The 20,609-nt window shown below is 69.7% G+C and carries 23 protein-coding genes and 2 tRNA genes; 14 read left to right on the top strand and 11 right to left on the bottom strand.

Going from position 1 to position 20,609, the window contains the following annotated elements:
* Positions 1-26: 26 nt before the first annotated feature.
* The 5 genes from pepN (at position 27) to ACTJJP_RS01650 (ending at position 6,165) form a co-directional block, all read left to right on the top strand.
* Positions 27-2,576, top strand: a complete 2,550-nt coding sequence (gene pepN, locus ACTJJP_RS01670; RefSeq protein WP_440773313.1) for an aminopeptidase N — start codon at positions 27-29, stop codon at positions 2,574-2,576.
* A 126-nt stretch (positions 2,577-2,702) separates the two neighbouring features.
* The gene (locus ACTJJP_RS01665) at positions 2,703-3,614 is read left to right on the top strand and encodes an ABC transporter ATP-binding protein (protein ID WP_440773312.1); all 912 of its coding nucleotides are present in this window, start codon (positions 2,703-2,705) and stop codon (positions 3,612-3,614) included.
* Positions 3,611-4,411: an ABC transporter permease gene (locus tag ACTJJP_RS01660; protein ID WP_440773311.1), complete on the top strand. Its 801-nt coding sequence runs from the start codon at positions 3,611-3,613 to the stop codon at positions 4,409-4,411. The genes ACTJJP_RS01665 and ACTJJP_RS01660 overlap by 4 nt, the downstream gene beginning before the upstream one ends.
* A gap of 81 nt (positions 4,412-4,492) precedes the next feature.
* Complete coding sequence (locus ACTJJP_RS01655) at positions 4,493-5,719, top strand: mechanosensitive ion channel family protein (protein ID WP_440773310.1); 1,227 nt, start codon at positions 4,493-4,495, stop codon at positions 5,717-5,719.
* Entirely contained in the window at positions 5,716-6,165 is a 450-nt protein-coding gene (locus tag ACTJJP_RS01650; protein WP_440773309.1) for a globin, read from the top strand. Before ACTJJP_RS01655 ends, ACTJJP_RS01650 begins: the two co-directional genes overlap by 4 nt.
* A 298-nt stretch (positions 6,166-6,463) precedes the next feature.
* Here ACTJJP_RS01650 and ACTJJP_RS01645 read toward each other — a convergent pair whose 3' ends face one another.
* Together ACTJJP_RS01645 and ACTJJP_RS01640 are read right to left on the bottom strand one after the other, a co-directional pair.
* Positions 6,464-7,354, bottom strand: coding sequence for a cation-transporting ATPase (locus tag ACTJJP_RS01645; RefSeq protein ID WP_440773308.1), 891 nt, complete (start codon positions 7,352-7,354; stop codon positions 6,464-6,466).
* 171 nt (positions 7,355-7,525) lie between these two features.
* On the bottom strand, positions 7,526-8,194 hold the full coding sequence (locus ACTJJP_RS01640) for a hypothetical protein (RefSeq protein ID WP_440773307.1): 669 nt from the start codon (positions 8,192-8,194) through the stop codon (positions 7,526-7,528).
* Between the two features lie 52 nt (positions 8,195-8,246).
* Here ACTJJP_RS01640 and ACTJJP_RS01635 point away from each other — a divergent pair, with 52 nt between their 5' ends.
* Positions 8,247-9,116: an acyl-CoA thioesterase gene (locus ACTJJP_RS01635; protein WP_440773306.1), complete on the top strand. Its 870-nt coding sequence runs from the start codon at positions 8,247-8,249 to the stop codon at positions 9,114-9,116.
* Between the two features lie 259 nt (positions 9,117-9,375).
* Here the strand turns inward: ACTJJP_RS01635 and ACTJJP_RS01630 are convergent, their stop codons facing one another.
* The 4 genes from ACTJJP_RS01630 to ACTJJP_RS01615 form a co-directional block, all read right to left on the bottom strand.
* Positions 9,376-9,915 (bottom strand): acyl-CoA thioesterase, encoded by a 540-nt coding sequence (locus tag ACTJJP_RS01630; protein WP_440773305.1) that lies wholly within the window; start codon positions 9,913-9,915, stop codon positions 9,376-9,378.
* Positions 9,908-11,587 carry an energy-dependent translational throttle protein EttA gene (ettA, locus tag ACTJJP_RS01625; protein WP_440773304.1) on the bottom strand — a complete coding sequence of 560 codons (1,680 nt, stop codon included), beginning with the start codon at positions 11,585-11,587 and terminating at the stop codon, positions 9,908-9,910. Before ettA ends, ACTJJP_RS01630 begins: the two co-directional genes overlap by 8 nt.
* A gap of 56 nt (positions 11,588-11,643) precedes the next feature.
* Complete coding sequence (locus tag ACTJJP_RS01620; protein ID WP_440773303.1) at positions 11,644-12,150, bottom strand: DUF6993 domain-containing protein; 507 nt, start codon at positions 12,148-12,150, stop codon at positions 11,644-11,646.
* Positions 12,151-12,212: 62 nt separating this feature from the next.
* Positions 12,213-12,752 (bottom strand): single-stranded DNA-binding protein, encoded by a 540-nt coding sequence (locus ACTJJP_RS01615; RefSeq protein ID WP_440773302.1) that lies wholly within the window; start codon positions 12,750-12,752, stop codon positions 12,213-12,215.
* A 202-nt stretch (positions 12,753-12,954) separates the two neighbouring features.
* Between ACTJJP_RS01615 and ACTJJP_RS01610 the strand changes: the two genes are divergently transcribed.
* The gene (locus tag ACTJJP_RS01610) at positions 12,955-13,212 is read left to right on the top strand and encodes a hypothetical protein (protein WP_440773301.1); all 258 of its coding nucleotides are present in this window, start codon (positions 12,955-12,957) and stop codon (positions 13,210-13,212) included.
* Between the two features lie 37 nt (positions 13,213-13,249).
* On the opposite strand, the gene yczR is transcribed toward ACTJJP_RS01610, so the two are convergent.
* Positions 13,250-14,668, bottom strand: a complete 1,419-nt coding sequence (gene yczR / locus ACTJJP_RS01605; RefSeq protein ID WP_440773300.1) for a MocR-like transcription factor YczR — start codon at positions 14,666-14,668, stop codon at positions 13,250-13,252.
* 61 nt (positions 14,669-14,729) lie between these two features.
* Between yczR and yczE the strand changes: the two genes are divergently transcribed.
* The gene (gene yczE, locus ACTJJP_RS01600) at positions 14,730-15,338 is read left to right on the top strand and encodes a membrane protein YczE (protein WP_440773299.1); all 609 of its coding nucleotides are present in this window, start codon (positions 14,730-14,732) and stop codon (positions 15,336-15,338) included.
* Positions 15,339-15,462: 124 nt separating this feature from the next.
* On the opposite strand, the gene ACTJJP_RS01595 is transcribed toward yczE, so the two are convergent.
* On the bottom strand, positions 15,463-15,672 hold the full coding sequence (locus ACTJJP_RS01595; protein WP_285137194.1) for a methyltransferase: 210 nt from the start codon (positions 15,670-15,672) through the stop codon (positions 15,463-15,465).
* Between the two features lie 102 nt (positions 15,673-15,774).
* Between ACTJJP_RS01595 and ACTJJP_RS01590 the strand changes: the two genes are divergently transcribed.
* The 6 genes from ACTJJP_RS01590 to ACTJJP_RS01565 all read left to right on the top strand — a co-directional run bounded on the left by ACTJJP_RS01590 (position 15,775) and on the right by ACTJJP_RS01565 (position 17,995).
* A tRNA-Arg gene (locus ACTJJP_RS01590) sits at positions 15,775-15,850 on the top strand.
* A 35-nt stretch (positions 15,851-15,885) separates the two neighbouring features.
* On the top strand, positions 15,886-16,512 hold the full coding sequence (orn, locus tag ACTJJP_RS01585; RefSeq protein WP_440773298.1) for an oligoribonuclease: 627 nt from the start codon (positions 15,886-15,888) through the stop codon (positions 16,510-16,512).
* Between the two features lie 36 nt (positions 16,513-16,548).
* Positions 16,549-16,624, top strand: a tRNA-His gene (locus tag ACTJJP_RS01580).
* Positions 16,625-16,935: 311 nt separating this feature from the next.
* Positions 16,936-17,217 (top strand): metallopeptidase family protein, encoded by a 282-nt coding sequence (locus tag ACTJJP_RS01575; protein ID WP_440773670.1) that lies wholly within the window; start codon positions 16,936-16,938, stop codon positions 17,215-17,217.
* Between the two features lie 14 nt (positions 17,218-17,231).
* Positions 17,232-17,516 (top strand): ATP-dependent Clp protease adapter ClpS, encoded by a 285-nt coding sequence (clpS, locus tag ACTJJP_RS01570; protein WP_440773297.1) that lies wholly within the window; start codon positions 17,232-17,234, stop codon positions 17,514-17,516.
* Entirely contained in the window at positions 17,513-17,995 is a 483-nt protein-coding gene (locus ACTJJP_RS01565) for a DUF2017 family protein (RefSeq protein ID WP_440773296.1), read from the top strand. Before clpS ends, ACTJJP_RS01565 begins: the two co-directional genes overlap by 4 nt.
* Before the next feature lie 43 nt (positions 17,996-18,038).
* On the opposite strand, the gene ACTJJP_RS01560 is transcribed toward ACTJJP_RS01565, so the two are convergent.
* The 3 genes from ACTJJP_RS01560 to ACTJJP_RS01550 form a co-directional block, all read right to left on the bottom strand.
* The gene (locus ACTJJP_RS01560) at positions 18,039-18,632 is read right to left on the bottom strand and encodes a hypothetical protein (RefSeq protein WP_440773295.1); all 594 of its coding nucleotides are present in this window, start codon (positions 18,630-18,632) and stop codon (positions 18,039-18,041) included.
* Entirely contained in the window at positions 18,607-18,927 is a 321-nt protein-coding gene (locus ACTJJP_RS01555; RefSeq protein WP_440773294.1) for a hypothetical protein, read from the bottom strand. The genes ACTJJP_RS01560 and ACTJJP_RS01555 overlap by 26 nt, the downstream gene beginning before the upstream one ends.
* Positions 18,928-19,141: 214 nt before the next feature.
* Positions 19,142-20,398, bottom strand: a complete 1,257-nt coding sequence (locus ACTJJP_RS01550; RefSeq protein ID WP_440773293.1) for a DNA polymerase IV — start codon at positions 20,396-20,398, stop codon at positions 19,142-19,144.
* Positions 20,399-20,609: the final 211 nt, after the last annotated feature.

The following is a 20,609-nucleotide window of genomic DNA, read 5'->3' as shown; positions in this document are numbered from 1 at the left end:
CCGCCCTCATCCCCGGGAGAACGCCAGTGCCAGGAGAGAACCTCACCCGCATCGAAGCGCAGGAGCGTCGCGCGATCGTCGACACGCGCGCTTACGACGTGCAGCTCGACCTCACCCGCGGAGACGAGGTGTTCTCCTCGCGCACGGTCGTGACCTTCGCCGCGACCGAGGGCGCGTCGACGTTCATCGACCTCATCGCGCGCACGGTCCACTCCGTGACGCTGAACGGTCGCTCCCTCGACCCGTCCGTCGTCTTCGCCGACTCGCGTATCGCGCTCGACGATCTCGCGGCCGAGAACGAGCTCGTCGTCGAGGCCGACTGCGAATACACCAACACCGGTGAGGGCCTGCACCGCTTCGTCGACCCCGTCGACGGCGAGGTCTACCTCTACTCGCAGTTCGAGGTGCCCGATTCCCGTCGCATGTACACGGTGTTCGAGCAGCCCGATCTCAAGGCGGAGTTCACCTTCTCGGTGACGGCTCCCGCGCGGTGGAAGGTCGTCTCCAACTCCCCCACGCCCGAGCCCGTCACCGTCTCCGACGACTCCGCGCGCTGGGACTTCCCCGCGACCCCGCGCATCTCCTCCTACATCACCGCGCTCGTCGCCGGCCCCTACGAGGCCACGTACAGCGAGCTGACGAGCGCCGACGGCCGCGTCATCCCCCTCGGCGTGTTCGCCCGCAAGAGCCTGTGGCAGTACCTCGACGCCGACTACGTGTTCGACAAGACCCGCCAGGGCTTCACGTACTTCGAGGAGAAGTTCGGCTTCCCCTACCCCTTCGCCAAGTACGACCAGCTCTTCGTGCCCGAGTTCAACGCGGGCGCCATGGAGAATGCCGGTGCGGTGACGTTCACCGAGACCTACGTGTTCCGGAGCAAGGTGACAGATGCGGTGAAGGAACGCCGCGTCGTGACGATCCTGCACGAGCTGGCGCACATGTGGTTCGGCGACCTCGTCACCATGAAGTGGTGGAACGACCTGTGGCTGAACGAGTCGTTCGCCGAGTGGGCCTCCACGATCGCCACGGCCGAGGCCACCGAGTGGCACGCGGCATGGACGACCTTCAACGCGATGGAGAAGACCTGGGCGTACCGCCAGGACCAGCTGCCCTCGACCCACCCGGTCGTCGCCGAGATCAACGACCTCGAAGACGTGCAGGTCAACTTCGACGGCATCACCTATGCCAAGGGCGGATCGGTGCTCAAGCAGCTGGCCGCATGGGTCGGTATCGAGCAGTTCTTCGCCGGCGTCGCCGCGTACTTCCAGAAGCACCAGTGGTCGAACACCGAGGTCGGCGATCTGCTCACCGAGCTCGAGACCACCAGTGGCCGCGACCTGGGCGACTGGGCGAAGAAGTGGCTCGAGACCGCGGGCGTGAACACCCTGACGCCGCTGATCGAGGAGGGCTCCGACGGCACCATCTCGCGCTTCGCGATCGTGCAGACCGCGCCGAGCGACTACCCCACGATCCGCCCGCACCGCCTGGGCATCGGCTTCTACGCGCTGACCGACGCCGGCGCTCTCGAGCGCGTGCATCGGGTCGAGCTCGACGTCGACGGCGACCGCACCGAGGTCGCCGAACTGCGCGGCATCCGTCGCCCCGACCTGGTGCTGCTCAACGACGACGACCTCGCCTACGCGAAGATCCGTCTCGACAAGCGGTCGCTGGCGACGGCCATCGCCCACCTCAAGGACATCTCCGACCCCCTCGCCCGCTCGCTCGTGTGGGGCGCGGCATGGGATCAGACCCGGGATGCCGAGGCCTCGGCGACCGACTACCTCGACCTCGTGCTGCGCAACATCGGTTCCGAGACCGAGTCGACCACCGTGCGCACCACCCTGGCTCAGCTGCAGCTCGCGGCGAACTCCTACGTCGCCCCCGCCACCCGTGACGAGGCGCGTCAGCGCGTCGCCGACGGTCTGTGGGACCTCGCCCAGTCGGCGGAGGCCGGCAGCGACAGCCAGCTGCAGTTCGTCACGGCCTTCGCGTCCGCGGCCTCCACCCCGGCGCACGCCGAGACGGTGAAGGCTCTCCGCGACGGCTCGATCGCACTCGACGGCCTCGAGATCGACACCGACCTGTCGTGGCAGCTGCTCATCTCGCTCGCCGCCGCGGGGGCTGCGACAGAGGCCGACATCCAGGCCGCACGCGACGCCGACAACACCGCCAAGGGCGGCGAGTTCGCAGCGACCGCGCTGGCGGCCCTCCCCTCGCGCGACGCGAAGCAGAAGGCGTGGAGCTCGCTGATCGATTCGGCCGACGCGCCGAACACGATCGTGCGCGCCACCGCCGCCGGCTTCACGCACCCCGCCACCGTCGATGCACTCGTCGACTTCGTCGAGCCGTACTTCGCGATGCTGCTGCCCGTCTGGGAGTCGCGCAGCTATCAGATCGCGCAGTACCTGATCGTGGGGCTCTACCCCGCCGGGCTCGCGAACACCGCGCTGCGCGACGCGACGCGCGCGTGGTTGTCGCAGCACAAGGACGCCGCGCCCGCGCTGCGCCGTCTCGTCGGTGAGAACCTCGCCGGCGTCGAGCGTGCCCTCGCGGTGCAGGAGCGCGACGCGCAGTAGACACCCCTGACGGATGCCCCCTCCCCCTCCGGGAGGGGGCATCCGTCGTTTCGGATCATCCTCGCGATGCGGCAGATCATCCCCGCGGAGGACGATCGAGTGAGCTCCGCTTCCTAGCGTGGAAGCATGATCGTTGCAGACAACCTCACCAAGAGATTCGGCGCCAAGACCGCGGTCGACGGCGTCTCGTTCACCGTCGCCCCGGGCCGGGTGACCGGCTTCCTCGGCCCCAACGGCGCGGGCAAGTCGACGACGATGCGCATGATCGTCGGGCTCGATCGACCCACGGCCGGTTCGGTCACCGTCGGCGGACAGGACTACCGCCGACTGCGCTCCCCCCTCACCGAGGTCGGCGTGTTGCTGGATGCCAAGGCCGTGCACACCGGACGCTCGGCCCGCGACCACCTCCGCGCCCTCGCCGCGACGCACGGCATCGGCCGAGCGCGTGTCGACGAGGTGATCGAACTCACGGGAATCGGCTCCGTCGCGGGGAAACGCGCCGGCAAGTTCTCGCTCGGAATGGGCCAGCGTCTCGGGATCGCGTCGGCGCTTCTCGGCGACCCGCACACCCTCGTGCTCGACGAACCGGTGAACGGTCTCGACCCCGAGGGGGTGCGGTGGGTGCGCCAGTTCGTCCGTCACCTCGCCGCCGAAGGGCGCACCGTGCTGCTGTCGAGCCACCTGATGAGCGAGATGTCGCTGACCGCCGACCATGTCATCGTGCTCGGCCGCGGACGTGTGCTCGCCGACGCGCCCCTCTCGGAGCTCGTCCGTTCGTGGACCACGACGACGCTCCTCGTGCGCTCACCTCGACTGTCCGACCTCGTCGCGGCCCTTCAGATCCCGGATGCCACCATCGCCGGTCTCGAGCCCGGCGCAGCGCAGATCACCGGGGTCACACCCCAGACCATCGGCGACGTCGCCGCCCGTCATGGCATCCCGCTGTACGAGCTGACGCCGCGCACCGGCTCCCTCGAAGACGCCTACCTCGCCCTGACCGACGACTCGATCGAGTACAAGACCAAGGAGATCGCATGACCGCCCTCGCCTCGGCGCCCCGGCGCGCCACGCACGCCCACCCGCACCGCCTCACGTTCGCCCACCTGCTGCGCAGCGAGACCATCAAGATCCTCACGCTGCGCTCCACCTGGTGGTCGCTCGGACTCACCGCGGCGCTGTCGCTGAGCATCTCGTTCCTGCTCGCACTGGCCTCGAGCGACAACGGAGGCATGTTCTCCCCCGTGATGATCCTCGTGGCGCCCATCCAGTTCACGATGCTGGTGGCCGGCATCTTCGGCGCGATCATGATCACCGGCGAGTACTCCACCGGCATGATCCGCTCCACCCTCACCGCCGAACCCCGCCGCGGCGCCGTCGTGCTCGCAAAGGCCCTCGTCATCTCGCTGCTCATGGCGGCGACGACGGTCTTCACCTACATCGCGGCGGCCCTGGTCGCCGCACCCCTGGTGTCGGGGGGAATGGACTGGTCGGAGCCGTCGTCGTCGCTCCTGCCGCTGCTGTTCGGTGTGGCCTCGATGGTCGCCTTCACGCTCCTCGGACTGGGCTTCGGCTTCCTCATCCGAAACGGTGCCGGGGCGATCGCCGCGACGGTCGGCATCCTGTTCGTCCTGCCGATCGTGATGAGCCTGTTCGCCATGGCGGGAGACCGCTGGGCGTGGATCTACCAGTCCGTCGACTATCTGCCCTCGAACGCGGCCACCACCCTGATCACGGCGGGTGCCACCGATGTGACGGGAGCGGCGATCGCCCTGACCGCGTGGGCGGTGGCGCCCCTCGCGCTGGGCTGGGCCACCCTGCGCTCGCGCGACGCCTGACCCCTCCTCCCCACCCGTCCCACCCGACGGATGCCTCGACGCTCAGCCGGCGCCGAGGCATCCGTCGTTAGTCTGAGTCCGATGTTCGTTCTCGCCGAAAACCCCGAACCCACCCCCTCGCCCTCGATCACCTCGCCCGCCCAACTGGCCGACCTCGACACCTGGACCTGGATCGGCGGTCAGTTGCTCGGCTTCGGCGGCGTGCTGCTGCGCGTCCTCGGCATCGTCATCGGGATCGCCGTCGCCGCGTGGATCCTGCGTGTCATCATCCGCCGCGTCGTCGACCGCATCGTCAACGGCGCGAAGAGCAAGGCCCGTGTCGACGACACACAGGCGCTCGACCGCTCTCCGCTCAGCGCCGTCCGTCTCGTGCAACGCACGCGCACGCTCGGCACGATCCTGCAGAACATCGTCAACGTCATCCTCGTGATCGTCGCTCTGGTGTGGATCGCCGGCATCGTCGCGCCCGACGCCCTCGCGTCGCTGACGCTGCTGACCGCCGCGATCGGCGCGGGCCTCGGATTCGGTGCGCAGAACATCGTCAAAGACGTGCTCAACGGCATCTTCATCGTCGCCGAAGACCAGATCGGTATCGGCGACGTGGTGGATTTGGGTCTCGCGACCGGAATCGTCGAGTTCGTCAGCGTGCGCATCACGCACGTGCGCGACGTCAATGGCACGCTCTGGTACGTCCGCAATGGTGAGATCACCCGCATCGGCAACATGTCGCAGGGCTGGTCGCGCGTCATCATCGATCTCGCCGTCCCCGTGGATGCCGACCTCGACGTCGTCGAGAAGGCGATGATGAGGGCGGCGAAGACGATGGCGAAAGAGGACAAGTGGCGCTCGCGCATCATCGAGCAACCCGAGATCTGGGGCCTCGAATCCATCGGCGGTGACGCGATCGTCATCCGCCTGGTGATGAAGACGCGCTCGAGCGCGAAGGACGACGTCGCCCGCGAGCTGCGCGCCCGCCTCAAGCGCGCCATCGACGAGATCGGGATCGCGCTCCCTCACCTGAACTCGATCGTGCTCACGGGGGCCGAGGGAGCGCAGAGCGTGCGCGGCGCCCAGCCGCCCAAGACGAAGGAGACGCCCGTCTCGCCGGGCGACGCACGCCCGGTCTGGAAGCCGCGCCGACGCAGCAAGCCCCTCGCCCCCGCCGCCGACGACGATGCGTCCGCACCCGTGGCGAAGAAGAAGACGGTGCACGACGCGGCACCTACGACCACGCTGGATCTGCCGGGCGCCGACACTCCCAAGCCCACGCCCCCGGCCGTCCGCGCCGACGAAGAAGGCACGAGATGACCGAACCCGTCAGCTTCTACGACCAGGTCGGGGGGATGGACACCTTCCGCCGCCTCGTCGACGTGTTCTACCGCGGCGTCGCGTCCGACGAGGTGCTCAAGCCGATGTACCCCGAAGAAGACCTGGGTCCCGCCGCGGAGCGGCTGACGCTGTTCCTGGCGCAGTACTGGGGCGGTCCCCCCATCTACGGCGAGACGCGCGGCCACCCCCGTCTGCGCATGCGGCACATGCCGTTCCACGTCGACCCCGATGCGCGGGACCGTTGGCTCGGACACATGCGCGCGGCCGTCGACGAGATCGCCCTGCCGCCCGCGTTCGAGGCACCGCTGTGGGACTACCTCGAGCGCGCCGCGTACGCCATGGTCAATACCTTTGAGCCTCGCGGGATCGGTCCGCAGCAGAACGGCCGCCCCGACACCGGGCTGCCGGTGCGCGCCACGGAGTAACACGGTGTGCGCCGTCCGCTGAGACAGTCCAGAGACGCTGCCGGTGGCGCCACGGCGAACGCAGGTCGCGGCGACGCCCGACAGCGAACGCAGGTAGCGGCGACGCCCGGCACTCGACGACGCGGCTCCCGTCGCCGAACCGCGCCGGCTGTTGCGCCGGAGCGGCAGGTCCGACGCAGCCCGCGGTCGCGGCTGTGGCGGCGGGGAGGCTGGGTCGGCCGTGCACGGGCCCGGCCCTCGCACGGTCGACGCCGGTGCGGCGGTTCCGAGCCCGCCCGCACCGCGGCGACCGGTACGCCTAGCGACCGAGGAAGTCGCCGAAGCCGGGAAGGTCGAAATTTGACAGGCTGTCGCCGAAACCGCTGATGCGATCGCCCGCGCCCGACACGGCATCCTGCGCGCCGCCGGCCCATTCGGCGGCGCCGCCGGCCCACTCGCCCGCGGCGCCCACGTCGACACCCTCGGCGAGGCTCGCGAGATCGACACCGGATGCCAGCCCCTCGAGGTCGACCCCCTCGGCCAGTCCCGCGAAGTCGACACCCATCTGTCCGGCCTGCGCGAGCAGGGGCCCCGCCACGGCGCTCACGATGGCACCACCCGCGACGGCAGCGAGGAGTCCCCCGGCGCCGACGACGCCGGCCCCGATCAGACCGCCCCGACCAGCGCGAGCGAGCAGCGTCGACATGCGTCCGGGTCGCGCCGCCTCCGCGCGCGCAGCGGTTCGAGCGAGCTCTTCGGGTCTGTCAGAGCGCGGACGCTCGTGGGGCGCGAGGTCAGCGTTCATCCGCTCCTGCACGTGTGCGCGCTGCGTCGGCGTCAGGCGTTCGAAGGCTTCGCGGTGCATCTGCTCGATCCGGTCGGGATCGGCGGTTCGCAGGAGGTAGTCGTACCGCGCGATCGCGCCGCGGTCCTCGCCCGAGAGGGTTGACGACGCACGGGATGCCGCGGGAGGGGCGTAACGCCCGGCCGGGCCGGCGGGCGAGCCCGCGCGACCGGTCGGCGGGACGGCAGGCGGAGTGGCCGCCGCACCCGTGCGACGGTCGCCGGTGACGGCATCCGCTGCGGAGCGCACCATGTCGCGCCAGTCTTTGCCACTGCCCGCGGCCGGAGGACGCTGCGACGACGAGGACGACGATGCCTTGTCGACGGCCTTCGACGCGAGATCGAAAAGACGGGAGAAAGAGACCACGGGAACACCCTTCGACGGGCAGCGCGAGGCTGCGACGTCAAGGTCTCCTCCGCCCGAACCGGACCGGTGCACCCGGAGACCAGCGGTGGCCTCGTGATGACGGATGCATCGCGACGGGAGTACTCCCCTTGCTGCGTTCATCGTATGGCGGCCACCTATGCGCTTGCTGGGTCAGGCACCCGTCGCGCGCACAGCCGTCAGCCCCGAACGCACCGGCCCCCGAACGAGCACGTGACCCCGCGCGAGGGTCACCCGCGTCCAGGCGCCGCTCCGTCTCACGGTGGACATCTCGCTTCCGGCGATGAAACCGAGGGCGAAGGCCGCGAAAGCTGTCCCGAGCGGCAGGCCGCCCAGCGCCTCATCGGCCTGACCCCACACCTGAGCGCGGACGACGCGGACGACATCCTCCCCCGCGTTCGCGGGCAGGGCGTCGGCGACGGCGGCGACGCCGTACTGAGCCCGGGATGCCAGAACGGCGGCGTCGATGGCATCCGTCTGGTCCCATCCGCTGCGCGGCGGGGAAATTCCCGCCCACGCGGGAGAGGTCGCGGTCTCGGGAAGGATCACGGCCTGAGCGTCGTCGGGGGCCGGCAGGAGAGCTGCGGCGTCGACGACGAGATCGCACTCCAGCTCGGGGTCGATGGCCGACACGCGCACTCCCAGCACCGTGGGGGTGGTGTCGAACAGGCCACGGGGCGCCAGAGGGGCGGCCGTGGCGACGAGCACTCCGCTCTCGGCCCGCAGCCGCACCGTCCCATCGCCCAGTCGGATCGCGCGGGACGCGAAGGTGAGCAGGTCGGCTGCCGCCTGCGGATCGGGGAACAACAGACGCGCGGACACCCGCCCTAAACTACCAAGCGGTGCGGACTCGCCGTACCGGAAGGGAATCAGCGTGACCGACTCCGAGGATCCCGTGGCGTCGTTGCTCGAGGTCCTCGACCTCCGCGACGCCGGAGCCCGGACCACCGAAGACATCTTCACCGGCGTCTCGCAGGCCATGCCCTTCGGCCGTGTGTACGGCGGTCAGGTGCTCGCGCAGTCCATCGTCGCGGCCTCGCGCACCCTCTCCCCCGAGCGCACAGTGCATTCGATGCACGGGTACTTCCTGCGACCCGGTGACCCCGCCGACGGCATCACTTTCTCTGTCGACCGCATCCACGACGGGCGCTCGTTCTCGACGCGCCGCACCCAGGCGTATCAGGCGGGCGTGCCGATCTTCTCGATGATCGCCTCGTTCCAAGACGACGACCCGGGTCTCGAGCACGCCGAGCCGATGCCCGACGGCATCCCCCTCCCCGAAGACCTGCCGGAGTTCGATCCGCGGGGTCTGCATCCGCTCAGCCGACGGATGTTCTCCGAGCGTCCGGCCGATGTGCTGCACGTTCCATCCCCCCTGTACACCTCGGTCGAGGGTCCGCACGTCCCCCGTCAGGCCGTGTGGATGCGCACGCGTCGCCGACTGCCCGACGATCCCGCCGTGCACCGTGCCGCGCTCGCCTACCTCAGCGACCTCACCATTCAGGAGACGATCCTGCGTGCGCACGGTGTGGCGTGGAGCACGCCGGGGCTGAAGGTCGCCAGTCTCGACCACGCGATGTGGTGGCATCGCCCCGGACGTGTCGACGACTGGCTCTTGTACGTGCAGGAGTCGCCCAACGCGCGCGGCGGCCGTGGCTTGTCGACCGGGCGCATCTACACGCGCGACGGTCTGCTCGTGGCGAGCGTCGCGCAGGAGATCATGGTGCGGGTGCCCACCGACTGACGTCATCGACGGATGCCGCGGGCCGTGGCCGGCGGTAGCCCATGGCGCTGCAGGCGCGCCGGGTGCAGGCAGCTCGTGCGGCTACGGGCGTCGCGGTTGCGAACGGCTCGCGGCGACACGGGCACCCCGGGCGCGAACGGCTCGCGGCGACACGGGCACCCCGGGCGCGAACAGATCGCGGCGCCACGGGCACCCCGGGCGCGAACAACGCCCGTCCTCAGACGCGGCGAACCGCCGTCGAGTCCGTAGCGGACCGCGCTCAGCCCCGGGCGGAACGTCGGCGGTAGTCGATCGGATCGCCGGTGTAGGGCGCCCACGCCTGTCGCTCGGCCGAGCTCCAGCGGATCGGACGACCGCTGGCGGTGTCGACGAGCACCACGACGACGGTGGCCCGGGCGTAGAGCACCGGCTCGTCGGAGCCCGCCGGGCTGTACACCTCGAAGCAGATGTCGGCGCTCGATCCCCCCATCGCGCCGATCCACAGGCGCACGTCGAGGGGGCGCTGGCTGTAGGGCACCGGGCGGAGGTACTCGATCTCCTGGCGCGCGATGAGCGTCGCGCGCTCGCCTCCGCTCTCGAGCACGCTCATGTCGAACACCGCGGTCGGCGGCGCGCTGCCCTCGCCGTCGCCGCGCCAGAATGCACGCAGCCGCGCCTCCTCGAGCAGCTTCAGCATCGACGTGTTGTTGACGTGCCCGAGGGCATCGAGATCTCCCCATCGCAGGGGGATCGGCACGTGCACCCGCTCGGGTCCGGCGCCGGCCGGACCCGAGTCGAGAGGTGCGGGGGTCTCAGTCACGCGTGAGCTTGCGGTACGTCGAACGCGCCGGGTTCGCGGCATCCGCTCCGAAACGTTCGATCTTGTTGGCCTCGTACGCCTCGAAGTTGCCCTCGAACCAGTGCCACTGATCGGGGTGCTCGTCGGTGCCCTCGTAGGCGAGGATGTGCGTGGCGATCCGGTCGAGGAACCACCGGTCGTGGGTGATGACCACGGCGCAGCCGGGGAACTCGAGAAGCGCGTTCTCGAGCGAGCTGAGGGTCTCGACGTCGAGGTCGTTCGTGGGCTCGTCGAGGAGCAGCAGGTTGCCGCCCTCCTTCAGGGTCATCGCCAGGTTCAGACGGTTGCGCTCGCCACCGGAGAGCACACCGGCCTTCTTCTGCTGGTCGGGCCCCTTGAAGCCGAACTTCGACACGTACGCGCGCGAGGGGATCTCGGTCTTGCCGACCGTGATGATGTCGAGTCCGTCGGAAACGACTTCCCAGAGCGTCTTCTCGGGGTCGATGGCCGCGCGCGACTGGTCGACGTAGCTGATCTTGACCGTCTCGCCGATCTTCAGGGTTCCCCCGTCGAGCGGCTCGAGGCCGACGATGGTCTTGAAGAGCGTCGTCTTTCCGACGCCGTTGGGACCGATGACCCCGACGATGCCGTTCGGCGGCAGGTTGAAACTGAGGTTGCTGATCAGCGAACGGTCGCCGAAGCTCTTCTCGAGCTTCTTCGCGTCGATGACGATACCGCCGAGACGCGGGCCCGCGGGGATCTGGATCTCGTCGAAGTCCAACTTGCGCGTGCGCTCGGCCTCGGCTGCCATCTCTTCGTAGCGCGCGAGGCGTGCCTTCGACTTGACCTGGCGGCCCTTGGCGTTGGAGCGTACCCACTCGAGTTCTTCTTTAAGGCGCTTGGCGAGCTTGGCGTCCTTCTTGCCCTGCACCTCGAGACGCTGACCCTTCTTCTCGAGGTAGGTCGAGTAGTTGCCCTCGTAGGGGTAGAGGTGCCCGCGGTCGACCTCGGCGATCCACTCCGCGACGTTGTCGAGGAAGTACCGGTCGTGGGTGATGGCGATGACCGCGCCCTTGTAGGCCTTGAGGTGCTGTTCGAGCCACAGCACGCTCTCGGCGTCGAGGTGGTTGGTGGGCTCGTCGAGAAGCAGCAGGTCGGGCTTCTGCAGCAGGAGCTTCGCGAGGGCCACGCGACGACGCTCTCCACCGGAGAGCGGAACCACCGAGGCGTCGGCGGGCGGCGTGCGCAGCGCGTCCATCGCCTGCTCGAGCTGGGAGTCGAGGTCCCACCCGTCCGCGGCGTCGATTTCTTCCTGCAGCGTGCCCATTTCGGCCAACAGCGCGTCGAAGTCGGCGTCAGGATCGGCCATGAGGGAGGAGATCTCGTTGAATCGATCGAGCTTCGGCTTGATCGCCACCCCGTCCTGGATGTTCTCCAGCACCGTCTTGGTGTCGTCGAGCTCGGGCTCCTGCATCAGGATGCCGACCGAGAAGCCGGGGCTCAGACGGGCCTCGCCGTTCGAGGGGTTGTCGAGACCGGCCATGATCTTGAGGATCGTGGACTTTCCGGCGCCGTTCGGGCCGACCATCCCGATCTTCGCACCGGGGAGGAACGACATTGTGACGTCGTCGAGGATGAGCTTGTCGCCCACAGCCTTGCGGGCACGGACCATGGAATAGATGTATTCGGCCATATCCCGTCCAGTCTAGGGGCGGCGTGCGGCGGGCGCCGACGGTGGCGGGACGCCTCTCACCAGTCGATCGGCCGCGTCTGCCCGATCAGGCACCCGCCCGACGAAAGGCCGGGCAGCACCGTCGTGACGGGATCGCCGATGGAGGGTCCGACCTGACCGACGAGGCAGTCCGCGCCGAGTCGGACGGAGAACTCGATGCTCTCGGCGGCGTTCCCGATGGTCGACTCGTCGGGCGTCACCTGCATCGTCCCCTTGTCGAATCCCGCCCCCGCCAGCGCGTCGATGTAGGCGCGTCCGCTGACCTGGCCGGGTCCCGCCCACACGGTGGCGACGACCTGTGTGAAGAACGGGAGGTTCTGCTGCGCGCTCCCACCCGGAACGAGGGCCACGGCAGCCGGAGAGCTCGTCGCGGGGGTGGCGGCATCCGCCGGACCCGACGACGCCGCGGCGCTCGTCTCGGCCGTGTCGGTCGGCGACGTAGGAGGTTCGCCGGTGCAGCCCGCGAGGGCCAGGGTGGCCAAGAGGGTCAGGGCGGCGAGAGGGCGACCGAAGGAGCGAGACACGGCGTCGAGTCTACGGACCCGCACGCCGCGCTCCCTCGGCCGCCGCTGAGTGCGGGCGGACCTCAGAACGGTTGCTCGGAGTCCACCGGGGCCGCTCCTGCCGGACCCGCTCCGACGCCCACCGGTTCTCTCGGCGCGCCCGGCACCGTCCACACCGACTCCTTCGCGGCGTCCAGCCCCTCGGCTCCGGCGGGGCCGGTGCCGGCCGTGGTGGAGTCGGACGCCGCGCCGGCCGGTGCGCCGGGTCTGGGCGTGCGGTCGAAGCGTGTGGTGCCCCACCGCAGATCGTGACCGAGGGCATCGGCGACGACATCGGCGCTCACGCCGCGTCTCGTCTCGGTCTCCCACTCGCGCAGCCGCAGTCTCCCGCTCAGGACGACGCGCTCGCCCTTGCGCAGCGATCGGAGCGCGTTGGCGCCCAGGTCTCCGAAGACGGAGACCGAATAGTAGTTCGTGTGGGCGTCGACCCACTCGCCGCGCTCCTTGTCGAGCCTTCGCTCGCCGACGGCGAGGCGGAATGCGGCGATGGAGTCGCCGGCGCGCGTGGCTCGCTGTTCGATGTCACCGACGATGTTGCCCACGAGGGTGATGTGGTCGCTCATGATGTGTCCTCTCGACGTGATGTGCGCTCCGGCATCCGTGTGCCCGACGGATGCCGGAGCCCGCCCAGGATGACCGGAATGCGCGGGCGCGGGCGCCACGATTCCGCCGTTCCGTGGATGGATGACGGCGACTCACGGATGGGGAGGAGCGGCCCCTGCTCGGGTCGCAGCCGATGTCGGAGGTCGGTCGTACCGTCGGGGCATGACCACCGCACTGTGGAACGATCTCGCCCCGGCTCCGCGCTCGGCCGGGTGGGGAGCGGCGACGCACGTCGCCGCGGGCCTGTGGCGCATCGCCGATCCGCGCGGCATCGTCGTGGGTCACATCCGGGCTATCTCCTCCGACGGAGGTTGGCGCTACGCGGCCGAGCGCTTCCACGCCGCGTCGGGCAGCTTCCGCCGACTCGGGGAATTCTGGTCGTCGAGTGACGCGGTCGAGTGCCTGCGCTACGCCCGCTGAGGGGCGGACGGCGATCCGTCGGGTCAGGTCGCGCGCGTCAGACGACGTGAGCGAAGTCCTCGCGGGCCGAACTCGTCCGACCGCCGCGCACATCGTCCCAGGCAGCGCGCAAGACGTCCACGGCCCGTTCGAGCGTCGCCGGCGGAGCCGTGAACGGCACGCGCAGGCGCCGGTCGTGACCGCCCTCCACGGCGAAGCGCGATCCCGCCGACAGCGCCAACCCCCGAGCCCGGGCGTTCATGACCAGGGGCGTGCTGAGCGGCTCCCCGAGGCCCACCCACACCGAAACGCCGCCGAACACGTCGGGCACCTCCCACTCGGGCAGTGTCCGGCGAAGAGCCGCGACAAGGCTGTCGCGGCCCGTGCGCAGCAGCTCACCGCGCTGTAGCGAGATCTCGTCGAGACGGGGGACGAGCCGCCGAGCGATGGCCTGCTCGATCTCAGGGGTGCCGAGGTCATGCACCGGGCGGCCGCTCGCGAGGCGCCTCACGATGTCCGGAGCCGCGCGGACCCACCCGACGCGAAGGCCGCCCCACACGGTCTTGCCGAGCGACGCGACGCGGATGATGCGTTCGTCATCGGGGAACGGCGCAGGAGCGGCCGGGCGGTCGATGTCGAGCTGCGCCGTGGTCTCGTCGAGTACCAGCATCGTGCCCGCGGCCTGGGCCGCCGAGACGAAGGCCGACACCTCCGCGGCGCTCATGGTGCGGCCCGTCGGATTCTGAAAGTCGGGCATCAGGTAGGCCAACGTCGGCAGAGCACGCGCGAAACTCTGCGCCGCGCGCTCCAGGTCCCATCCGGCGTCGGAGTCGACCGGCACCCCGATGAGTCGCGCGCCGACGCGTCGGAAGGCGTCGGCCGCGTGCGGATACGTCGGCGTCTCCAGCATCACCCGGTCCGCACGGCCGAGCAGCACCGACGCGATGAGGTGGATGGCGCTCTGGGCGCCCGTCGTGACGAGGATCTGGTCTGGCGACGTGGGAAGGCCGCGCCCCGCGTAATGATCCGCGATCGCCGCACGCAATCCCGCGTCGCCCACCACGTCGTACCCGATGCGCGCGACCAGGGCCGGGGCGTCCTGCGTCGCCTCGGCGATGACCGCCGGCAGACCGGGCCATGCTGCAGGGCTCGCCTGCTGCAGATCGATCGCCGCATCCCCGGCGTCCAGTCGCCCCGGGTCGTTCCTGCGAAGTGGAAGCGTCACGCTGCCGCTCCCACGCAGACTCTCGATGTGCCCGCTGTCCCTCAGGCTGCGGTACGCGGCGGCGACGGTCGTCCGGCTCAGGTGCAGAGCCGTCGCGAGCTCACGCTCAGCGGGCAGAGCCGTCGAGGGGGCGAGCCTGTTGTCGAGACACAGCAGCCGGATGCCGTCGGCGAGCGCCTCGTACGCGGGCCCGCTCCCCCGCCAGCCGCCGAGAGCGGCGGAAAGAGCGCGGGCCGAGATGCGGGAATCCATGAGTCCACGATAGCCAAATTGGCATCCTTGCCTACATCCAATCTCGTGATTGGATCTCTCCATGCTTTCCCGGATCACCCGTTTATTGATCGGTCTCGCGCTGTACGGCGTCGGCTGCGCCCTCACCGTGGCCGCCGGCCTCGGCGTCGACCCGTGGACGGTGTTCGCTCAGGGACTGTCGCGCGTCACGGGCCTCGGGATCGGCTGGATCACCAACCTCGTCGGTCTCGCCGTGCTGCTGTTGTGGATCCCGCTGCGCCAGAAGCCCGGGGTCGGCACCATCGCCAACATCCTCCTCGTGGGGACGAGCATGCAGGTCGCACTCTGGGTCCTTCCCCACCCCGACCAGCTCTGGGCGCAGACACTGCTCCTCGTTGCGGGTGTCGTCCTGGTGGCGGTGGCCTCGGGGCTCTACATCGGCGCGCGCTTCGGCCCCGGCCCGCGCGACGGTCTCATGACCGGCCTGCACGGCCGGTTCGGATGGCCCATCTGGGCGTGCCGACTCACCGTCGAGGGATCAGTGCTCATCCTCGGCTGGCTCCTCGGGGGAACCGTCGGTGTAGGCACGGTCGTCTTCGCCCTGGGCATCGGCCCGCTCGTGCATGTCGCGATGCCGTTGCTGGCATTCACCCGCCCGACTCCTCGCACGCGGCGGCTCACCCGCGTATAAGGCACGCGCGATGTCCGCGCCGGCGTATGAGGCGGGGCGGTGTCCGCTCCCGCGTGCGAGACTCGACCGCCCGGATCACGCGCCCCCGGGCGGGGCCATCCGCACCCGGGAGTCGCGGCGACCGTCAGTGCTCCCGGAACTCCGGCCGGTCGCTCCCGGGCTTCAGGTGGGAGTGCAGGGCGTTCTTGGCGATCTCCATCGACGGGTACACGCCGAGTCGCTCGTCCTTGCCCGCCATGTGCACGCTGTATCCCTCGGCATCCTGCTGAATCTTCCCGACGACCCCGACGGGTCCGTAGGCCACCCAGAGACGCTTGGTCACGGTTTCCGACATGAGTGCTCCTTTGCTCTCGTTGCGCGGGAGATTACGCCCGCACGGGCGGGCACGCCAGGGGCTGGTGCGGCGCGTCGGCGACGACGGATATCCTGAAGTCGACCCCCAGTAGCTCAGTGGATAGAGCAGCGGCCTTCTAATCCGCCGGTCACACGTTCGAATCGTGTCTGGGGGACCAGATCCCCCGCGGAGCCCCCTCACTAGAATGGGGGGATGGTAAACGCCTCCGAGAACGACCGGCTCGTCTGGATCGATTGCGAGATGACGGGTCTCGACCTCGCGGTCGACGAACTCGTCGAGATCGCCGTCGTCATCACCGACTTCGAGCTGAACGTGCTCGACCCCGGCTTCCAGATCGTCATCAAGCCCGACGACTCCGCCCTGGCCAACATGGGCGACTTCGTCACCGAGATGCACCGGTCCTCGGGACTGCTCGACGAGATCCCGCACGGCGTGAGCCTCGCGGATGCCGAGTTCCAGGCGCTCGAATACATTCAGCGCTTCGCCCCGGTCGAGGGCAAGGCACCCCTCGCCGGCAACACGATCGGCACCGACCGCATGTTCCTGGCGAAGTACATGCCGCGCGTCGATCGGTGGCTGCACTACCGGAACGTCGACGTTTCGAGCATCAAGGAGCTTTCACGTCGGTGGTATCCGCGCGCTTATTACCAGGCGCCGGCCAAGCACGGAGGCCATCGGGCCCTTGCCGACATCCGCGAATCGATCCGCGAATTGGCCTACTATCGCGCCGCGGTCTTCGTCCCCCAGCCCGGTCCCACGAGCGACGAGGCGAAGACCGTTTCGACGGCGGCCGTGTCGTCGTTCGCCCTGGACGTATGACATAATCGTTCAGTTGTCTGCTGCGGCAGACACATGGTGGCTATAGCTCAGTTGGTAGAGCACCGCGTTGTGGTCGCGGGGGCCGCGGGTTCAAGTCCCGTTAGCCACCCCATTCCACCACGAGAGCCCGGCGGACACAGTCCCCCGGGCTCTCGCATTCCCCGCCCGCGACGACCTCGCGCCCGTAGAATCGACGACGGAGCAGCGACCCGACGCCGGAGCGGGTCACTGCTTCACAGACCCCGGGAGGCTCGCGTGCACGATGGCGACGAACCGTATGCGGGGAACGTGACGACCTCGTCCGAGCGCGCGCAGACCACGACGTCCGCCGATGACGGCATCCCTGGTCATCCCCCTCTCGTCTTCGACGCCGAGGCGTTCGAACGCCTCGTGGTCGACGAGCTCGATCAGCTTCCCGACGACATGGTCGAGGGTCTCGACAACGTCGTCTTCGTCGTCGAGGACCGCCCCGAAGACGGTTCCCTCGACCTGCTGGGCCTCTACGACGGATGGGCCTTGACCGAGCGCGACCGCTACGGGGTCGGAGAACTCCCCGACCGCATCATCCTCTACCGCGAGCCCCACCTCGCGGCGTGCGCAGACGAAGACGAGCTGCGAGACGAGATCCACACGACGCTCGTGCACGAGATCGCCCACTTCTACGGCATCGATGACGAGCGGCTCCACGAGCTCGGGTGGGCGTGATGGGTGGCCTGGCCATGCCCGATCTCGATGCCGAAACGGGTAGCGCGCTGTCATCACAGCCCCCCTCCGCGTGGCAGACCGTCGTGTGGAACGACCCCGTGAACCTGATGAGCTATGTCGCGCACGTCTTCCGAAGTTACTTCGGCTTCGATGCCGCGACCGCGCACCGTCTGATGCTCGCCGTGCACCACGACGGCCACGCGGTCGTCGCGCGCGGCCCCCGCGAGGTGATGGAGGCGCACACTCAGGCGATGCACGATTTCGGCCTGTGGGCCACCGTGAGAAAGGACCCGGCGTGAGTGAGCGCATCGTGGTGCTCGAGATCAGTGGACTCGAGGCCCTGCACCTCGCCGGCATCGTCGGCCAGTTCCGCGATCTCCTCGCCGACACCCGGTCGTCCACCGATCCTGCCGTGACTCGGTTGCTTCCCGATGCGTACCCGGACGATGAGGCCGCGAGTCAGGAGTTCCGCCGTCTCACGGGGGGAGACCTTCTCGAGCGTCGAGGCCAGGATGCGGCGACCGTCCTACGGACACTGGGGATCGACGGCGCCGACCTCGACCCCACCAGCGATCCAGATGCCACGATAGCCGTCGCACTGGGTGAAGGAGAGGCTCTGGCGTGGATGCGCACGCTGTCGGCCGTCCGTCTCGTGCTGGCGACACGGCTCGGCATCAAGACCGAAGACGACCACCAGCCCGAAGATCCACGCTTCGGGGTATACGACTGGATCGGCTACCGCCTCGACGGACTGATGACCGCGCTCGATCGCCCCTGACCGCGATGATGCGCCGGTGACGACGCGCCGCGGGCGAGCATGCCTACGGCACGCGGACGACCACCGACGCGAGCGAGGCGGGGTCGTCCGCAGCGATGTGGCGGTCTTCCTGAAGCGCCCACCGATCCCAGTGCGGACGATAGGTCTCACCGTCTCGGCTCAGCGCCCGCGCTTTTCGCGACGGGCCGGGCGCCTCGACCCAGACCGTCACGTCGGCGAGGGCGGCGACCTCGGGCGTGAGCAGTCCCGACCCTTCGACGACGAGGGGCAGCGACGGGTCGACCGCGTGAGCTTCGGCCCGCGCCTCCGTCTCCCAATCCCAGCGTTCCCACACGCCGATCAACCCCCGCGCGTGGGGGCGCAGGATGCTCTCGCGCGCGTAAACCACGCCGTCGGCGAGGCCGTCCCAACCCGGGTACACGTCATCGAGCGCGACGAGCTGCACGCGGCCCCGGCCGGGCCAGCCGGCGACGAGCCGGCGCGCAAGAGAACTCTTCCCAGCCCCACTGCGGCCATCGACGACCACCACCGGGTTGGGCGCGGCGATCGCGAGCACGCGATCGGCAAGCGCGACCACTGCCGCCCCCAGGGCGGCGTCGACCGGGTCGGTGTTACTTCTTGAGGGCGCGGATGACACGGCTGAGCGCGCGACCCGCGACCCACACGAACGGGATGCCGACAGCGAGCAGAGACACGAGGTTCGGGTCGAAGCGGAGGTCGTCGCCACGGCGGATGTAGGCGCCGAGCGGCAGGGTGTATCCGCCCCCGCCACCTCCACCGTTGCCCTGCTCGTCGGAGCCGCCGCCGTAACCGGCCCACACGAGGGCGACGGGGACGATGCGCACGCCGTCGACATCCTGTTGCTCGCCGTAGGCGGCGGAGACGCCGAAGTGGGTGGACTGCTTGCCGAGTTCGAGTGCGAGGTTGGGCATGTCCACCACCGTAGCGCGTGGGTCGGTCGCGTCGAAGGGGCGTTGCGTCGGGCCCGCGCGCGTGCGACGCCTGTCGCCGCGCGGTTCAGCGCCCTCGCCGAAGGGCGTCACGGCTGCGCACCCGTCCGAGGCTCACGAGTCCGTCGAGACGACCCGTCCCCGTATGCCGCGTGAGGAGTCTCAGGGCGGCGGGAGGCAGGCGCATCGCGACTGCTCAATGGTCGTACGACGGACGCGGGTTCGTCGGCAGCGCTCCCCCGCCCCGCGACGGGCCCAGCAGAGAGCCCCGCGTCACCGCACCCCGCCCGAATCGGGCCGTGGCCCCGTCGAGCGCGCCTTCGACCCGGCGCCATTCGGCGTCGTCGTCCCAGAGGGTGGCAGCCATGGCCGCGGGTTTGAGCTTTTCGCCGCGGACGCCGACGAGCCGCACCGCCTGGCGACGGTCGATGGAATCGAACAGCTCGATCGCCGCGTCGCCGACACGTTGGCCGACCGAGGTGGGCTCGGGCAGCGTCCGTGAGCGGCTCAGCGTCGTGAAGTCCGAGAAGCGCACCTTGATCGAGATGGTCGAGGCCTCGTACTGCTGAGCGCGCAGCCGCGCGCCGACGCGGTCGGCGAGACGCCGGAATTCGATGTGAAGCGTGGCGGTGTCGGAGATGTCGGTGTGGAAGGTCTCTTCGTGACCGACGCTCTTCTCCGAGCGGCCCGTGTGCACCTCACGCGCATCGATGCCGCGCGACAGCTGCCAGATCCGTTCGCCCATCGCGCTTCCCAGCACCTGGTCCAGGGAGTGCCGCGGCGTGTCGAGGATGTCGGACACGAGCCGGATGCCGCGGGACTCCAATGCCTCGGCCGCTTTCGGCCCGACGCCCCACAGCGCCCGGACCGAACGGGGCCGGAGAAACGCCTCGGTTTCGGCCGCGGCGACGACGAGCAACCCGTCGGGCTTCGAGATCGTCGAGGCCATTTTCGCCACGTGCTTGGTCGCCGCCACACCGATGCTGCACGTCAGACCCGTCTCGGCCTTCACCCGGGCGCGAAGCTCCCGCGCGATCGTGCCGGGGCTGCCCCAGAGTCGCCGTGCGCCGCGGACGTCGAGGAAGGCTTCGTCGATCGAGAGGGGTTCGACCAGCGGCGTGACGTCGTGGAAGAGGGCCATCACCTGACGCGACATCTCTGTATAGCGGTGGTAGGGCGGGTTGACCACGATCGCCGTCGGACACAGACGAAGGGCGAGAGCGACGGGCATAGCCGATTTCACACCGTACCGGCGGGCCTCGTACGACGCGCTCGAGACGACGCCGCGTCCCTCGGATCCGCCGATGATCAGCGGTTTGCCCCTCAGGGAGGGGTCGTCGAGGACGGCGACGGATGCGAAGAACGCATCCATGTCGACGTGAAGGATGCCGGTGCCGGTGTCATCCGCGTCGGGGCGCGAAACGATGCGCCCCGTGCCGTCCCCGCGTCCCATGGCATCCATTCTCCCCCGGACCTCCGACATCGGGCCGGACAGGTCTCCACCGCGGACCGGCGCGAGCCGCACTGAGCCGGCGCGAATCACGGACCTCCTGCGCACCACTGCGCTGCCCACCGCTCGCACCCGGGGTACGGCCCGCCACGCGCCCGCCGAACGCGCACATCGCGCGCCATTCGGCAGGAACGACGGATGCCACGACCCGGAA

The organism is Microbacterium sp. 22296, from assembly GCF_052045385.1.
Lineage (GTDB): Bacteria > Actinomycetota > Actinomycetes > Actinomycetales > Microbacteriaceae > Microbacterium.
The sequence above is the reverse complement of the archived record's forward strand: the minus strand, read 5'-3'. Positions and strand labels throughout refer to the sequence as shown.

Coding starts and splice junctions, on each gene's coding strand:
- ACTJJP_RS01665 (WP_440773312.1), top strand. CDS start 2,703: ATGATCGTTGCAGACAACCTCACCAAGAGATTCGGCGCCAAGACCGCG.
- ACTJJP_RS01660 (WP_440773311.1), top strand. CDS start 3,611: ATGACCGCCCTCGCCTCGGCGCCCCGGCGCGCCACGCACGCCCACCCG.
- ACTJJP_RS01655 (WP_440773310.1), top strand. CDS start 4,493: ATGTTCGTTCTCGCCGAAAACCCCGAACCCACCCCCTCGCCCTCGATC.
- ACTJJP_RS01650 (WP_440773309.1), top strand. CDS start 5,716: ATGACCGAACCCGTCAGCTTCTACGACCAGGTCGGGGGGATGGACACC.
- ettA (WP_440773304.1), bottom strand. CDS start 11,587: ATGGCCGAATACATCTATTCCATGGTCCGTGCCCGCAAGGCTGTGGGC.
- ACTJJP_RS01615 (WP_440773302.1), bottom strand. CDS start 12,752: ATGAGCGACCACATCACCCTCGTGGGCAACATCGTCGGTGACATCGAA.
- ACTJJP_RS01610 (WP_440773301.1), top strand. CDS start 12,955: ATGACCACCGCACTGTGGAACGATCTCGCCCCGGCTCCGCGCTCGGCC.
- yczR (WP_440773300.1), bottom strand. CDS start 14,668: ATGGATTCCCGCATCTCGGCCCGCGCTCTTTCCGCCGCTCTCGGCGGC.
- yczE (WP_440773299.1), top strand. CDS start 14,730: ATGCTTTCCCGGATCACCCGTTTATTGATCGGTCTCGCGCTGTACGGC.
- ACTJJP_RS01595 (WP_285137194.1), bottom strand. CDS start 15,672: ATGTCGGAAACCGTGACCAAGCGTCTCTGGGTGGCCTACGGACCCGTC.
- orn (WP_440773298.1), top strand. CDS start 15,886: ATGGTAAACGCCTCCGAGAACGACCGGCTCGTCTGGATCGATTGCGAG.
- ACTJJP_RS01575 (WP_440773670.1), top strand. CDS start 16,936: ATGGTCGAGGGTCTCGACAACGTCGTCTTCGTCGTCGAGGACCGCCCC.
- clpS (WP_440773297.1), top strand. CDS start 17,232: ATGCCCGATCTCGATGCCGAAACGGGTAGCGCGCTGTCATCACAGCCC.
- ACTJJP_RS01555 (WP_440773294.1), bottom strand. CDS start 18,927: ATGCCCAACCTCGCACTCGAACTCGGCAAGCAGTCCACCCACTTCGGC.
- ACTJJP_RS01550 (WP_440773293.1), bottom strand. CDS start 20,398: ATGGGACGCGGGGACGGCACGGGGCGCATCGTTTCGCGCCCCGACGCG.